The sequence below is a fragment of the Roseateles koreensis genome (assembly GCF_028595305.1).
Lineage (GTDB): Bacteria > Pseudomonadota > Gammaproteobacteria > Burkholderiales > Burkholderiaceae_C > Paucibacter_A > Paucibacter_A koreensis.
The window spans coordinates 88502-103169 of the sequence record NZ_JAQQXS010000004.1 but is presented as its reverse complement, the minus strand read 5'-3'; the positions used below and the strand labels follow the sequence as shown (position 1 = coordinate 103169).

Annotated in this window: 12 protein-coding genes; 5 read left to right on the top strand and 7 right to left on the bottom strand. The window is 63.2% G+C overall.

What is annotated here, in order from left to right; translation table 11 throughout:
• Nucleotides 1–14: 14 nt before the first annotated feature.
• From PRZ01_RS05515 to PRZ01_RS05500, 4 genes are all read left to right on the top strand, one after another.
• Entirely contained in the window at nt 15–2732 is a 2718-nt protein-coding gene (locus PRZ01_RS05515) for a DUF4118 domain-containing protein (RefSeq protein WP_273595764.1), read from the top strand.
• Nucleotides 2729–3430, top strand: coding sequence for a two-component system response regulator KdpE (gene kdpE / locus PRZ01_RS05510; protein WP_273595763.1), 702 nt, complete (start codon nt 2729–2731; stop codon nt 3428–3430). Before PRZ01_RS05515 ends, kdpE begins: the two co-directional genes overlap by 4 nt.
• Before the next feature lie 886 nt (nt 3431–4316).
• Nucleotides 4317–4739, top strand: a complete 423-nt coding sequence (locus tag PRZ01_RS05505; RefSeq protein WP_273595762.1) for a VOC family protein — start codon at nt 4317–4319, stop codon at nt 4737–4739.
• A gap of 1 nt (nt 4740) precedes the next feature.
• On the top strand, nt 4741–5292 hold the full coding sequence (locus PRZ01_RS05500; RefSeq protein ID WP_273595761.1) for a GNAT family N-acetyltransferase: 552 nt from the start codon (nt 4741–4743) through the stop codon (nt 5290–5292).
• A gap of 481 nt (nt 5293–5773) precedes the next feature.
• Here PRZ01_RS05500 and glmS read toward each other — a convergent pair whose 3' ends face one another.
• A complete protein-coding gene (gene glmS, locus PRZ01_RS05495) occupies nt 5774–7645 on the bottom strand; it encodes a glutamine--fructose-6-phosphate transaminase (isomerizing) (protein WP_273595760.1) in 1872 nt (623 codons plus the stop codon).
• 149 nt (nt 7646–7794) lie between these two features.
• Here glmS and PRZ01_RS05490 point away from each other — a divergent pair, with 149 nt between their 5' ends.
• The gene (locus PRZ01_RS05490; protein WP_273595759.1) at nt 7795–8280 is read left to right on the top strand and encodes an Lrp/AsnC family transcriptional regulator; all 486 of its coding nucleotides are present in this window, start codon (nt 7795–7797) and stop codon (nt 8278–8280) included.
• A gap of 43 nt (nt 8281–8323) precedes the next feature.
• Here PRZ01_RS05490 and PRZ01_RS05485 read toward each other — a convergent pair whose 3' ends face one another.
• From PRZ01_RS05485 to PRZ01_RS05460, 6 genes are all read right to left on the bottom strand, one after another.
• Nucleotides 8324–9517: a class I SAM-dependent rRNA methyltransferase gene (locus tag PRZ01_RS05485; protein WP_273595758.1), complete on the bottom strand. Its 1194-nt coding sequence runs from the start codon at nt 9515–9517 to the stop codon at nt 8324–8326.
• A 35-nt stretch (nt 9518–9552) separates the two neighbouring features.
• Nucleotides 9553–11151 (bottom strand): hypothetical protein, encoded by a 1599-nt coding sequence (locus PRZ01_RS05480; RefSeq protein ID WP_273595757.1) that lies wholly within the window; start codon nt 11149–11151, stop codon nt 9553–9555.
• The gene (locus tag PRZ01_RS05475; RefSeq protein WP_273595756.1) at nt 11144–12127 is read right to left on the bottom strand and encodes a tyrosine recombinase XerC; all 984 of its coding nucleotides are present in this window, start codon (nt 12125–12127) and stop codon (nt 11144–11146) included. Before PRZ01_RS05475 ends, PRZ01_RS05480 begins: the two co-directional genes overlap by 8 nt.
• Nucleotides 12108–12863, bottom strand: coding sequence for a DUF484 family protein (locus PRZ01_RS05470; protein ID WP_273595755.1), 756 nt, complete (start codon nt 12861–12863; stop codon nt 12108–12110). The genes PRZ01_RS05475 and PRZ01_RS05470 overlap by 20 nt, the downstream gene beginning before the upstream one ends.
• Nucleotides 12860–13720 (bottom strand): diaminopimelate epimerase, encoded by an 861-nt coding sequence (dapF, locus tag PRZ01_RS05465; RefSeq protein WP_273595754.1) that lies wholly within the window; start codon nt 13718–13720, stop codon nt 12860–12862. Before dapF ends, PRZ01_RS05470 begins: the two co-directional genes overlap by 4 nt.
• Nucleotides 13721–13786: 66 nt before the next feature.
• Nucleotides 13787–14668: a lysophospholipid acyltransferase family protein gene (locus PRZ01_RS05460; RefSeq protein WP_273595753.1), complete on the bottom strand. Its 882-nt coding sequence runs from the start codon at nt 14666–14668 to the stop codon at nt 13787–13789.

Below are 14668 nucleotides of genomic sequence, written 5' to 3'. Positions count from 1 at the left end.
GTGACAATGTCGTGATGCTATTGCCCGACAACCAACGCCCCGATCCTGATGCGCTGCTGGAGCAACTGCGCGAGGAGGAACTTCGTGCGACGCGCGGCAAGCTGCGCATCTACTTCGGCTCATCCGCCGGAGTAGGCAAGACCTATGCGATGTTGCAGGCCGCGCGCAAGCTCAAAAGCGAAGGTCGTGACCTGCTGGTGGGCGTGGTCGAGACCCATAGTCGCAGCGAGACACTGGCGCTGACCGAGGGCCTGACGGTGCTGCCCGCGCGCCAGGTCGAGTACCGCGGAAAGAGCCTGCCGGAGTTCGACCTGGATGCGGCGCTGACGCGCAAGCCAGCCTTGATTCTGGTGGACGAGCTAGCCCATTCCAATGTCGCCGGCTCGCGCCACCCCAAGCGCTGGCAGGACGTGGAAGAGCTGCTGGCCAATGGCATCGACGTCTACACGACGCTCAATGTTCAGCACCTTGAGAGCCTCAATGACGTGGTCGGCGGCATCACCGGAGTGCGGGTTCAAGAGACGCTGCCGGACACCTTCTTCGATGCGGCAGATGAAGTCCTCATCGTCGACACGCCGGCCGACGAACTTCTCGCTCGTCTGAAGGCCGGCAAGGTCTACGCTGGCCCACAGGCAGAACGGGCCGCCAAGAACTTCTTCCGCAAGGGCAATCTGATGGCCCTGCGCGAGCTGGCGCTGCGTCGCACGGCCGACCGGGTGGAATACGATGTGCAAGCCTGGCGCAGCAACAAGGCCATCAGCCAGGTCTGGAAGACCGAGGCCGCCATCCTTTGCGCCATTGGCCCCACAGCGCGCGCCGAGCATGTGGTGCGCAGCGCAGCGCGCTTGGCGCAGCAGCTCAATGTGAGCTGGCACGCGGTCTATGTGGAGACCCCGCGCCTGCGAAGCCTGCCCGACGCGCAGCGGGAGCGCATCCTGCGCGTGGTGCGCTTGGCCCATGACCTGGGCGCGACCACCGCTGTACTGCAGGAGCAAGCGGTCGCCCAGGCATTGATCGAGCATGCCCGCGAGCACAACCTGTCGCAGCTGATGCTCGGACGGGCTCCGGCACGGCCAGCCTGGCAGCAATGGTTTGCGGGGGCCGGCCTGCACGACCAGCTGTCTGACAGCGCGGCCGATGTGGACCTGATCGAAGTCGGCCAGCCGACGACCGTCAAGACCGTCAGCGTTCCTGCGGAAAGCAGCGCCGCCTGGGAGCGGGTAGCGAGCCAGTGGAGGCGCTATCTGGGCGCAGCCCTGGTCTGCGTGACCACGGCGGCATTGAGCTGGCCGCTGCATGTCTGGTTCGACCTGACGAATATCGTCATGCTCTTCTTGCTGGCGGTGGTTGGCGTGGCCTTGCGCTGGGGGCGCGGCCCCTCGGTCCTGGCCAGCTTTGTCAGCGTGGGTCTGTTTGATTTCTTCTTCGTGCCGCCGCAGATGAGCTTTGCCGTCTCCGACGTGCAATATGTCGTGACCTTTGCCGTCATGCTGGCTGTCGGCCTGATTACCGGGCAGTTGACGGCGCATCTGCGCTACCAGGCCACCGTGGCGGCCGAGCGCGAGGGGCGTTCAAGAGCCTTGTTTGAACTGACCCGAGAACTCAGCGGCGCTCTGCAGACCGAGCAGGTGGTGGAAAGCGCCCAGGCCAGTCTCGCGCGTGAGCTGCATGGGCCGGCTCTGGTGCTGGCCCTGAGCCTGAACGACGAACTTCATCTGCCTGCCGGCAGCGAGTCCGCGATGGACGGCCCCGACCTCGGCACCGCACGCTGGACGCTCGACCATGGGCAGGCCGCTGGCCTCGCCACCGACACCCTGCCTGGCAGCGCATGGTTCTATCTGCCGCTGCAGGCGCCGATGCGGGCACGCGGCGTCCTGGCGCTGCGGCCGCGCGAACTGGCCGCCGTGATGCAACCCGAGCGTCGCGCCCAGCTCGACACTTACGCCAGCATCATCGGCCAGGCGCTGGAGCGGGTGCACTACGTGGAGGTGGCGCAGGACGCATTGGTTCACGTTGAATCCGAACGCCTGCGCAATTCGCTGCTGTCGGCGCTCTCGCATGACCTGCGCACGCCATTGGCGGTTGTATATGGTTTGGCCGACACGCTGGCGGTCTTGCCCTCCCTGCCCGAGGAGGGGCGCGACATGGCACAGGCACTGCAGCGCGAATCGCAGCGCATCAACGCCATGGTGAACAACCTGCTCGACATGGCGCGACTGCAAAGCGGCGCCGTACAGCTGCGCCGGGAGTGGCAGCCGATTGAGGAAGTCGTCGGCAGCGCCTTGCAGGCCATGCAGGCGGTGCTGCGCGGACATCAGGTCACGACGGATTTGGCGCCCGGCCTGCCGCTGGTGGACCTGGACGCCGTGCTTATCGAGCGCGTGCTGTGCAATCTGCTGGAGAACACCGCCAAGTACACGCCGGTCGGCAGCGCAGTGCGCATCGCGGCGGCGGTTCACGGTGAAGAGCTGTGGCTGTGCGTGACGGACAACGGCCCCGGCCTGCCCGCTGGACGGGAAGAGGCCTTGTTCGAGAAATTCGCCCGGGCCAAGAGCGAGTCGACGACGCCAGGTGTGGGCCTGGGCCTTGCCATCTGCCGTGCCATCATGGAGGCACACCAGGGGCGCATCTGGGCGGAGCAAACGCCTGGAGGGGGCGCCACCTTCGTGCTGGCTCTGCCGCTCGGCACGCCGCCCATCGTTCCAGAGCTAGAAGAAGAAACCGAGTTATGAGCGAACCGCATCCCGTCGCCCTGATCGTCGAGGACGAACCCAGCATCCGACGCTTTGTACGCATGGCGCTGGAGGCCGAGGGCTGGCAAGTGTTTGAGACCGAAACAGTGCGTCAGGGGCTGATTGATGCCGGCACGCGCAAACCGGACCTGGTGGTTCTTGACCTGGGCCTGCCCGACGGCGACGGCGTCGACTATCTGAAGGACTTGCGAGCCTGGTCTGGCGTTCCGGTGATCGTGCTCTCGGCCCGCAGCGACGAAACCGACAAGATTGCAGCCTTGGACGCCGGTGCAGACGACTACCTGACCAAGCCCTTCGGCGTGGGCGAGTTGATGGCGCGCGTACGGGTGGCACTGCGGCGCAGCCAGACGGCAGCGGCACTCAGCGTGCCGGCATCGAGTTCGTTCCGCTTTGGCGACGTCGAGGTGGACCTCGCCGCGCGCCAAATACGGCGCGCTGGCGAGGCCGTTCACCTAACGCCAACCGAATATCGACTACTGACTCACCTCATCGCCAATGCCGGCAGGGTGTTGACCCATCGACAGTTGCTCAAGGCGGTTTGGGGGCCTTCGCATGTCGACGACAACCACTACCTGCGCGTGTACATGGGCAATCTGCGCCAGAAGCTTGAGCAGAGCCCGGCGCAGCCCAGGCATTTGCTGACAGAAACTGCGGTCGGGTATCGGCTGATGCCGTGAGGCGCTTGTAATGCAGTCCTGACTGACCGCTTTGGGGCAATAAATTCGGGCTGTCGGCCGGCCGCAATGCGGTGACACATGCTGCCCGGGTGCGTAGATTGACCGGCACACGCATCCCAAAGCCACAAGCCCCTCGCGGACCCAGACTTAACTGTTTACTTCTACCCACGCGCGACCGAACCGGCGATCCGAAGCTTCACACTTGGCGCGTAGTGTTTCTATTTTGTATTGCGGGCATCCCAACCTAGGATGCGGAGGTTCAAACCAAGGGCATCCCCGCCTGCGCAAGTACGTACCTTCGCCTGTCGACTGGCGGTATCTGGAAACCTGCCGAACGATGGCCTGTGCCCGGCGGCGTGAGTAGTACGAACCGGGGCGGACGTCGCCTTTGGGCACTGACGCGCCCCTCAAGGTGCAGGCCGCTGCTGCGGCACTCAGCAAGCGAAACCGAGCTAGTGAGAGTACTCTTGCCAGATAGAAAATAGTTCTTGACTTCAAGTTAACTTGAACTTTCATCATGCCTGCATGTCGAAACAAATTTCCAGACCCATGCGAGAACCACCTAGTTTCCATGCGCATACATGTCACGCGACCGAAGGACTGATCGATGCCTTCCAGGCTTGCCCCTTGCATACCCTACGCACCGCAGTACCACTTGTTCATTACATGACCTGGCTTGGCAAAAGCTGCGTCGGCTGGGCACCAAACCAAAAGACACGCGTTGGCTTAACGACCACAAAGGCAACCAACTCCAGCGCGTTGGGCTCCACGTACGTACGCAACTTCAAGCTGTTGAAGTCTGGCGTGACGCCGCCCAGTCCTCACGGAGAAGTGGGCGGGTCTCGTACGGTGAATCGTGCGGTTTCATCAGAAGGAGTTGGCGTGTATGTTGACGGCTCTCAGCGTTCAAAGAATTGATCATCTCGTTTTGCGGGTCAGTGACCTGACCCGGTCCATCTCGTTCTATGAGACGGTGTTGGGCTGCGCCATAGTCAAGCGTCGCGATGACCTTGGGTTGGTGCATCTGCGGGCCGGTACATCAATGATCGATTTGATACGCATCGACGGTGTACTTGGACGCCGAGGAGGGGCCGGAGCAGGCTCGCAAGGCCGCAATCTAGACCATCTATGCCTCAGAGTTGAACCTTTTCTGGAACTTCCCTTGCTTGCTCATCTTGCTGTTTATGGGATCAAGCCGCTTGGCCCGGCAGAAGAAAACTTTGGTGCCGACGGCGATGGACTTTCACTCTATATCCATGATCCCGACGGCAATCTAGTCGAACTCAAAGGCCCTCCCACCACGAATTGACATGTTACATATTCCGACTTTACGCACTGAGCGCCTCTCCCTTGTCCCGCTCGACCAAAGCTGCGAACCTGCCTACCAAGCCTTCTATACGGATGCAAAGGCCTCGGCCAACTACGGTGGACCCTTGAGTGCCGGAGCGGCCTGGGCACGATTGGCCTCTGATCTAGGGACTTGGTACTTGCAAGGTTTTGGTGTTTGGGCCGTTCAGCAGAAGGTTGACCAACAAGTCGTCGGGGTTTGTGGCTTCTGGCAGGGCAAAGGATGGCCACGCGAATTGACTTGGTGGCTGCTCCCGCAAGCCCGCGGTCAAGGGCTTGCGAAGGAGGCCTCCCGTGCAGTGATAGCGCACGCCTACGAGGTGCTCGGCTGGCCGGTTGTTGAAACGTATATGAATGACTCCAACGCGAGCGCTCGCGCCTTGGTGATGAGCCTTGATGGTGAATTCCAGGAGCGGCGGAGTTTCCCTGACGGACTGGAGCGTGATGTTTTCCGCTTACCGAATACAGATCGAGTGTGTCTTGAGCGCCGTGCTGGCCTGTCAAATCAACTGTGAAGTTGATCGACTCATTCGCTGGTCACGCTTGTGCATCTCCAATGCACAAAGCGGCCCCCGGATATGGGTAGACACATCCGGTGCGTGAGGTGCGCAGCGGCCGAGACCACCACCCATACCGTCTGACAAGGCTGCGACCGCCGAACAAACGCTTGGGCGGTCTTCTTTTGCAGCTGAAGCGTTGGTTTCACCGCTTTTGAGGCCTCTATGGGGGCCGCCGGAGCGCTAAAGGTACCACCCAACATGGAGGGCGCACTCGTTGAGCCGCGCTGCAGCAGACTAGCGCCTCGAAAGTTCAGCATTGAACGAACAAAGCTCAGAAATCAATGAACTTCGACAGTAAATGCCCGACTGTCTTTATTTGCTCCCGATGGTCTTCATTTGTTGGAGTCAGCAGGAGCCCCAATTCAGAACTGACATGCTTTATTTTTTTCTGACAGTCTTTGTTTATACGATCAACAGCCAACACCCGCTGCGCCCCTCACTCCACCGTCACTGATTTCGCCAAATTTCGGGGCTTGTCCACGTCGGTGCCTCGGGCGCAAGCGGTGTGGTAGGCCAGCAGTTGCAGGGGCACGGTGTGCAGGATGGGGCTGAGTGCGCCGTAGTGCTCGGGCATGCGGATCACGTGCAGGCCGGGTTCGCTTTCGATCTGGGTGTCGCCGTCAGCGAACACGTACAACTGGCCACCGCGGGCACGGACTTCTTGCATATTGCTCTTGAGCTTTTCGAGCAGGGTGTCGTTGGGGGCGACCGTGACCACGGGCATTTCGGCGGTGACCAGGGCCAGCGGGCCGTGCTTGAGCTCACCGGCGGGATAGGCCTCGGCGTGGATGTAGCTGATTTCCTTGAGCTTGAGCGCGCCTTCCAAAGCGATGGGGTAATGCAAGCCGCGGCCCAGGAATAACGCGTTCTCTTTGCGGGCGAATTCTTCACTCCAGGCGATGACCTGGGGCTCCAGTGCCAGCACGGCCTGCACGGCCACGGGCAAGTGGCGCAGGGCCTTCAGGTGCTCGGCTTCTTGCGCATCACTGAGCACGCCGCGTGTCTGCGCCAATGCCAGTGTGAGCATGAACAGGCCCACCAGTTGCGTGGTGAAGGCTTTGGTGGAGGCCACGCCGATTTCAGCACCGGCGCGGGTGATGTAGGCCAACTCGCACTCACGCACCATGGCGCTGGTGGCCACATTGCAAACGGTCAAGGTGTGCTTCATGCCCAGGCTACGAGCGTGTTTGAGGGCGGCCAGGGTGTCGGCGGTTTCGCCGCTCTGGCTGATCGTAACGACCAAAGTGCGCGGGTTTGGCACGCTGTCGCGGTAGCGGTATTCGCTGGCGATTTCCACATTGGTGGGGATCTTGGCAATGGACTCCAGCCAGTACTTGGCGGTGGAGCCGGAGTAGAAGCTGGTGCCGCAGGCCAGGATCAACACCGAGTCGATCTCTTTGAAAACGCTGTAGGCGCCGTCGCCAAACAGCTCGGGGCTGATGCCGACCACGCCTTCCAGCGTGTTGGCAATGGCCTCGGGTTGCTCGAAGATTTCTTTCTGCATGTAGTGGCGGTAAGGGCCCAGTTCGGCCGCGCCGCTGTGCGCATGCACCGTGCGTACGGGGCGCTGTGCAGCCTCATAACGGCCCGTCTCAGCGTTCAGGGCGCTGATCCAGTAACGGCCCAACTGCAGGTCCACCACGTCGCCTTCTTCAAGGTAGACGATCTGGTCGGTAACGCCGGCCAGGGCCATGGCGTCGGAGGCGACGAAGTTCTCGGCATCGGCCGCTTCCATGCCAACGCCCAGCACCAGCGGCGAGCCTTCACGCGCGGCCACCACACGGTGCGGCTCGTCGCGGCAGAACACCGCCACCGCGTAGGCGCCCTTCAAGCGCGGCAAGGCCTGCTGCACGGCCTCCAACAGGTCGCCGTTGTAGAGGTGGTCCACCAGATGGGCGATCACTTCGGTGTCGGTCTGGCTGCTGAAGGCGTAGCCCTTGGCTTTGAGTTCGTTGCGGAGTTCGTCGTGGTTCTCGATGATGCCGTTGTGCACCAGCGCGATGCGGCCCACGCTGCCTTCAGTGGCATGGGGGCCTTGTGAAAAATGCGGGTGCGCGTTGTGCACCGCCGGGGCGCCGTGCGTGGCCCAGCGGGTGTGGGCGATGCCGGTGCCCGAGGCGATGGGGTCGTCTTTCGCTTGCGCCATGAGTTCGGCCACGCGTGAGGTGCTGCGGGCGCGCTTGAGCCCGCCGTCTTGGTGCACGGCCACGCCGCAGGAGTCATAACCCCGATATTCCAGGCGTTTGAGGCCTTCGATCAGGATGGGAACGATGTTGCGCTGACTGACAGAACCGACGATTCCACACATGGCTGACTGCTCTCTTGAAGAAGAGGTTGAACGAATAGCAGCCATCGTAGGCAAACGACAGAAATCAATGCTTTCAAAATTAAATTGAATTTGAAATAATCATTCACGACTCCGCAGTAAAGAATGAAAATTTCACGAAACGATTAAATATGAGCAATTCAAGTCAAACCTTGGTGCTGGATGCCACCGACCTGCGCCTACTGGATTTGCTGCAACGGGACGCGGCGCTGTCCAACCAGGACTTGGCGCTGGCCGCGCATGTGTCGCCAGCCACCGGCCTGCGCCGGGTCAAGCGTTTGACAGAAATGGGCATCATCGAGCGCCGCGTTGCGCTGCTGAATGCCGACAAGTTAGGCGCCAGCCTGAGCGCCATCGTGGAGATCACGCTGGACCGCCAGGGCGCTGAACATCTGGCCGCTTTTGAAACCAAGGTGCAAGCTGACGCGGCGGTGCAGCAGTGCTACCGGGTGTCGCCAGGGCCTGACTTTGTGCTGATTTTGCAGGTACCCGACATGCTGGCCTACCACGGGCTGGTGCAGCGCTTGTTCACGCAGGACGCCAATGTGCGCAATGTGAAGACGTTTTTCAGCGTGCACCGGGCCAAGTTCGACCCCCGCATCACCTTGCCGGGCTGAGCCCAGCCGTGGGCGTGGGCGCGGGCCGCCCCAGGCCGCCCCTTCAAGCCTTCAGCAACAGCAGGCCTTTGAGGTACTCCCCTTCGGGGAAGTTGATGGTCTGCGGGTGGTCGGGCGTGGCGCCCACGCGGTCGAGGATGTAGGCGTCTACCTGCGCGTCCATGCCCGCGCCGGCCACGATTTTGTGGAACAAGTCGGGGCTGATGCCGCCCGAGCACGAAAAGGTGAACAGCAAGCCGCCCGGCGCCAATAGCTTCAAGCCCAGCCGGTTGATGTCTTTGTAGGCCCGCGCGGCGCGCTCCGCATGGGCCACCGTGGGCGCGAACTTGGGCGGGTCCAGCACGATGGCATCAAACTGCCGGCCTTCTTTGAGAAAGTTGCGCAGCGTGGCGTTGACATCAGCGTCCAGGCTGCGGTGGCGGGCGGCGTCAAAGCCGTTCAAGCGCACGTGGGCATCAGCCCGGGCCAATGCTGGCGCGCTGGAGTCAACGCTGATGACCTCTTCGGCACCACCGGCCAAGGCCGCCACCGAAAAACCGCCCGTGTAGCTGAAGCAGTTCAACACCGTCTTGCAACCGTACTGGCGCACGCTGTCGGCAAACTTCTTGCGGTTGTCGCGTTGGTCCAGGTAGTAGCCGGTTTTGTGGCCCTCGGCCACGTCCAGACTCAGGCGCCAGGCGTGCTCAGCAATGGTCAGTTCAGTCTGGCCATTATGAACATCAGCACCACGCAGCCAGCCCGTTTGCTGCGGCAGGCCTTCAAGCTCACGCACCTGTGCGTCAGATCGCTCATACAAGCGCTGCAAGCCGGTGGCGGCCAGCAGCTGATCGACGATCACGGCCTTCCATCGCTCGACGCCGGCGGACAAAAACTGCGCCACCAAGGTGTCGCCGTAGCGGTCAACGATGAGGCCGGGCAGGCCGTCGGCCTCGCCATGCACAAGGCGCAGTGCGTCGGAGGCAATGGGCAGGCGCGCGCGCATGGCCAGGGCGCGGGCAAGGCGCTGCTCAAAGAAGCTCGCGTCGATGCGCTGCGCCTCCTCAAAGCTCCAGGCCCGCACGCGGATGTTGGAGCGCGGGCTGAACGCGCCCCAGCACAAGAACCCGCCCTCGATGGACTCCACCCGCACCGTTTCGCCGGCGTCGGCGCCGCCGCGTGCGATGGAGCTTTCAAACACCCAAGGGTGGCGGCGTTGCAGCGAGCGCTCTTTGCCTGCGCGTATGACGATTTTCTTCATGAGATTTCCTGATGTTGCTTGCTTCGCTCGGCCATTCAACGGGCCAACGCACCGTAGGCATAACCCACTGACAAGCTGACCATGGGCGCTGATTGCTCCGCATGGCGCAAGCTGCGCCACTGCCCCAGGCCGCCGCGCAAGCGCAGCCGCTCGCCCTCCCACTGCGCCCACAGCTCGCCCTGCCCGACGGCACCGCCGCCCACCATCACGCCGCCACCACCCGCGGCACCCGCCAGCAACTCGGCGCCCAGGCGCCAAGCGCCCCAAGCGTTGCTCTGCAGGCCCAAACCGAACATACCAACGGAGTACGCACCCGCACGCCCCGTGGCTGCACTGCCGGCATGAGCCACGCCGTACAGATGCGCCGTCAGCTCTCGGGTCATGACCATGTTGTACAGGCCAATGGACTCACGCGCGCCGTCTTTGAACAAGACATTGCCGAGCTGCGTGACGTTGGCAAAGATCTGGGTGGTGCGCACGATGCCTTCGTCGAGGTCATCACCGCCCCAGGCCGCCGAGGCCGAGGGCGTGATGTCGAGCGGAAAGCTCAAGCCCAAGCGCGCGAAACTGCCAGAGAAGTGGCCCGACACGGCCTGTGTCCACCCGCCCTCCAGGCGCAGGCTCGGCCCCCAAGGTGTCACCCAGCGCAGGCTGGGGCCGGCGCGCAGCAGCCAGCCGCTGCCAGTGTCCACATTGCCGCCACCACCGAGGCCCAACCCTAACTGGGCGCCTACACGCACTTTGGGGCTGCCCACCGACCAGTCCTGGCCCGCATTGGCCAACACTTCCATATAACCATCGCTGCCGCCCTGAGCGGCACCGGCTGCCTCTACGCCCCACCAACTGCCATCGGCAATGTACTGGCGCAAGTCAGCACCCGCCTTGCCAAGGTGCTTGGTGCTGGATTGGCCGCTGCGGTTGAGCGTGTTGCTGCGGGGCGTATCGATGCCACCATAAAGCATGATTTCGTCAAACCCCAGCCCGGTGCGGGAGCCCGCACGCCCCGGCCGGCCGGAGTCGCTGGGCAAAAAGCTGGCAAAACTGCTAGCCCGCCCCAGCACCACGGTGTAGCTGGTGCCGCTGATATTGCCGCTCGGGAATCGGATCATGGCAACCCCGATACCGCCATACCAGTCGCCAAACTCGGTGCGCAGCGACAACTCGGGGCGCAGCATCAAGCCGCCGCCAAAACGCAGCTGGTCGCTGCTCAGCCCACCGCCGGCCCCCACATACAGACCGGCCGCAAGATGCGTGTCCTGGCCCACACGCCAGCGCCGCTGCGTCGTCAAGCCCACTGTGAAAATGCCGCCGTAGCCCCCGCTGGCCGAGCCGTACACGCTGGGGCCAAAGCCCCAGTCGTCGTTCACCGCCATCAGGTAACTGCCGCCCAGCATCGAAGTTTTGCCGCCATCCGGCAGGGCCAGCGGGGTCCAGTTAAGCTCCACCGCGGCAGGGCGCGATTCGCCCAGGCGAACGCGCGTAGCGGTTGCGAATGCAGGGGACGTCGGCTCGACCACAGTCTGAGCCTGGGCCCGAGCCATGCCCAAGATCAGCACCGCAAAAGCCAATGCATGGCGGTGCGGTGCGGTCAATTTCATGCGGGGTTTGCGCCCACGAACTTGCAACTCAGTCATGTTTTTTCTTCTTTGCGCGCGGATGCGCTGCGTCATAAATTTTGGCCAGATGCTGATAGTCCAATTGGGTGTACACCTGCGTGGTGGCAATCTGCGCATGCCCCAACAACTCCTGTACAGCCCGCAAGTCACCACTGGACTGCAACACATGCGAGGCGAAGGAGTGCCGAAGCATATGCGGATGAACATGACTGGGACTGCCCGCCGCCAGCGCATGCTGGCGCAAGTGCGTGCGAATCTGCGTCGAGCCGAGCCGCCGCCCACGCACGCCCACCAGCAAAGCCCGCTCGTCCGGCAGGGCTCTTTGCCCGCGCACAGTCAACCAGGCTTGCAGTGCCGCCAAGGCGGCCTCGCCCACCGGCACACTGCGCCGTTTGCTGCCCTTGCCCAGCACATGCACCTCCGCCGCCTGGGTGTCTACCCAACCCAGGGCGGCCGGGTTGGCTTGAACGTCCAGGCCTTCAAGTTCCGCCACACGCAGGCCACAACCGTATAAGAGTTCGACCATGCAGTGGTCCAGGGCCGCAGCCACCGGGTCGATTTGGGTGCTCTTGAATTCGGCAAGATGCACCGCGTCGTCCACCCCCAAGGCCTTGGGCAGGGGTCGGGGTGCCTTCGGCGCACGCAAGCCATCAAAAGGGTTGAACGACACTTGTTGGCGTCCGCCGAGGTAACGGTACAGCCCCCGCCACACCGACAACTGCAACGCCATGCTGCGCGGCCCCAACTGCTGCTCGCCATGCATGCGCATCAACAACCCCCGCGCCTGGAGCATGCTCAATGCCGTGAGATTCAGACCCGCGCCGGATTGGCTGAACGCCTGCAAGCGCTGCAGGGCCTGCGTGTAGATCGCCACGCTGCGCGGCGCCAGGCGGCGCTCCACCCGCACATGGTTCAGATAGTCCTGAAGCAGCGGTAACAAGGGGCGCGGCCCCTCGTCAACCGGCTCGGCGGCTTCAGCCCCCGCGACCTTCATCAGCAGCTGTTGAGGCCGGCAACGCCAGCAATCGCCCCAGCGCCGCGCTGGCGATATCACCCACGCGCTGCAAAAACTCGGTGCCCATTTCCGCCGTGTAGCGGGTCGGGTCCGGGGAGCCCAAAACCAACAGGCCAAAGCTCTTGCGCCCTTCTTCCGCGGGCATCAGCGGAATCAGCGCAATCGACGCCGCGGCGCCGGTGGCGGGCGCGCCTTCCTGGCCGCTCAACCATCGCGCCGCCTCAAACCCCGAGTTCACGCCGCAATAGGGTTGCGACAGGCTGTTCGCGAAGCTCTTCACATCCGCGCTGACCGCCTGGGCGAACTCTGCGTCGGCAAACGCCGGCGCCACATCCCACAAGCGCAGGCCGGCGAGCGGAATCATGAAGTGGTGGCGCAACTCGTGCAACAACACCTCGGGCAGGTCAGCGGCGCGTGACGTCTGCATCAGGCGTTTGGTCCAGCGGTGCAGGCGGTCGGCAATAGCCACGTTTTCCTGGCCGTTGCGGATCATCTCGATGATCTTGAACTCCAGGCCCTTGATCTTGTCGCGCAGCATCTCGGCCTGGCGCTCTTGCAGCGACACCGCCCGCTGCCCCAGCGGGTGCGTCAGTTGCACGGTGGCCAGCAACTCGGCGTGGCGCTCGAAAAAGCTCGGCGTACGGAGCAAAAACTCGGCAATGTCCTGCTCGGTGATGCTGGGCGCGCCCTCGGGCGTGGGGATGTGGCTGTTCACAGCGAAATTTCTCCTTCAAACACGGATTGCGCCGGCCCTGTCATCAGCACCGGTGCGTGCAGGCCTTGCGTCAGGCCTGCCCATTCAATTTTCAAATCGCCGCCACGGGCGTGCACTTCCACCGACTCGTCCAGCCAACCGAGGCGGATGCCTGCCACCACAGCGGCACAAGCGCCCGTGCCGCAGGCCAGGGTTTCACCCGCGTCACGCTCGAAAACGCGCAGGCGCACTTCGTTGCGCGACAAAATTTGCAGGAAGCCCGCGTTCACCTTGCGTGCAAAGCGGGCGTGCGCCTCCACCAAAGCGCCACGCTGCAGCACCGGCGCGCGGTCCACATCGTCAACGCGTTGCACGGCATGCGGGTTGCCCATGGAGAGCACGGCCACTTCGCAATCAGCGCCTTCTAAAGGCCACAGCGCAAAGCCGTTCAATTCACGCGGGTTCAAGCCATGCGGATCGAAAGGAACCCGTGCCAAATCGAACACCGGCGCGCCCATGTCAACGGTGACGCGGCCGTCGTCCCGCAAGTGCAGGGTCAAGATCGCGTTGACCGTTTCGACGCGCACGCTGCGCTTGTCGGTCAAGCCTTTGTCCACCACATAACGCACAAAACAGCGTGACCCGTTGCCGCAATGCTCCACCTCGGCGCCGCTGCTGCCGTTGAAGATTCGGTAGCGAAAATCGACGTCAGGCGTATGGCTTCGTTCGATCACCAGAATTTGGTCGCAGCCCACGCCAAAACGCCGATCGCCCAGAACACGGATTTGCTCGGCACTCAACTGCAGCGGCGCGCTTGTGGCGTCGATGACCACAAAGTCATTGCCGGCGCCCTGCATTTTGGTGAAACGTAGATTCATGGCGGGATTATCACCTTGGCCCCGATCCTGCCCCGCGCCGGATCGGCTTCAGATCGGATCAACGGATCAGTACAGCCCCGCTTCGCCTTCAGGACGGGTCTTGAAGCGGCGGTGCACCCAAAGGTACTGCGCCGGATGGCGACGGATGCGCGCTTCCAGCCACGCATTCATGGCGTGAGCATCCGCCAGCAGGTCGCCGCTGGGGTAGTTGGCCGGAGGCTCGCAGGCCTCCACCTCATAGCCCTGCCCGCCCGGCAGCATGGTGACCACCAGCGGTTGCACCGGCATCTTCATGCTTTGCGCGATCTTGGCCGGCGCCAGCAAGGTGCAGGCGGGCACGCCGAAGAAGGGCACGAAGGCGGAGTCCTTGATGCCAAAGTCTTGGTCTGGCGCATTCAAAAATGAGTAGCCCTGCTTGATCAGGCGCAGCACGGGGCGAATGCCTTCACTGCGATCCACGAAGGCGGTCTCACCAAAGCGCTGGCGCCCGCGCAGCATGTAGCGGTCAAACACCGGGTTGCTCTGGCGCTGGAAGATGTCCACGCCCGGCGCCTTCTGGTTCAGCATGATGGCCGGCCCCACCCACTCCAGGCCGACAAAGTGCGGCAGGTACCACATCACCGAGCCCTGCTCGGACAGGGCGATATTGCCCTTCACATGCAGGATTCGCCGCAACCGCGCCGGCGAGGCAAACCAGATCAGGCCTCGCTCCAGCAGGCTGCGCCCCATCCAGCCGAAATGCTCGCGGGCCAAACGCTCACGTTCAGCGGCATCTTTTTCAGGAAAACAAAGCTCTAGATTGCGCAGCGCAATGCGCCGGCGGCGCCCGGCCAGCACCCACAACAAGCCCCCCAGGCCCTGCCCCAGCGCAGCCAGCAAGGAAAGCGGCAGAAAATGCAGCAGCCACAGCAAGCCAATCAGCACATAAGCACCCACACGAGACCACAT

Coding starts and splice junctions, on each gene's coding strand:
- PRZ01_RS05515 (WP_273595764.1), top strand. CDS start 15: ATGCTATTGCCCGACAACCAACGCCCCGATCCTGATGCGCTGCTGGAG.
- kdpE (WP_273595763.1), top strand. CDS start 2,729: ATGAGCGAACCGCATCCCGTCGCCCTGATCGTCGAGGACGAACCCAGC.
- PRZ01_RS05505 (WP_273595762.1), top strand. CDS start 4,317: ATGTTGACGGCTCTCAGCGTTCAAAGAATTGATCATCTCGTTTTGCGG.
- PRZ01_RS05500 (WP_273595761.1), top strand. CDS start 4,741: ATGTTACATATTCCGACTTTACGCACTGAGCGCCTCTCCCTTGTCCCG.
- glmS (WP_273595760.1), bottom strand. CDS start 7,645: ATGTGTGGAATCGTCGGTTCTGTCAGTCAGCGCAACATCGTTCCCATC.
- PRZ01_RS05490 (WP_273595759.1), top strand. CDS start 7,795: ATGAGCAATTCAAGTCAAACCTTGGTGCTGGATGCCACCGACCTGCGC.
- PRZ01_RS05485 (WP_273595758.1), bottom strand. CDS start 9,517: ATGAAGAAAATCGTCATACGCGCAGGCAAAGAGCGCTCGCTGCAACGC.
- PRZ01_RS05480 (WP_273595757.1), bottom strand. CDS start 11,151: ATGACTGAGTTGCAAGTTCGTGGGCGCAAACCCCGCATGAAATTGACC.
- PRZ01_RS05475 (WP_273595756.1), bottom strand. CDS start 12,127: ATGAAGGTCGCGGGGGCTGAAGCCGCCGAGCCGGTTGACGAGGGGCCG.
- dapF (WP_273595754.1), bottom strand. CDS start 13,720: ATGAATCTACGTTTCACCAAAATGCAGGGCGCCGGCAATGACTTTGTG.
- PRZ01_RS05460 (WP_273595753.1), bottom strand. CDS start 14,668: ATGTGGTCTCGTGTGGGTGCTTATGTGCTGATTGGCTTGCTGTGGCTG.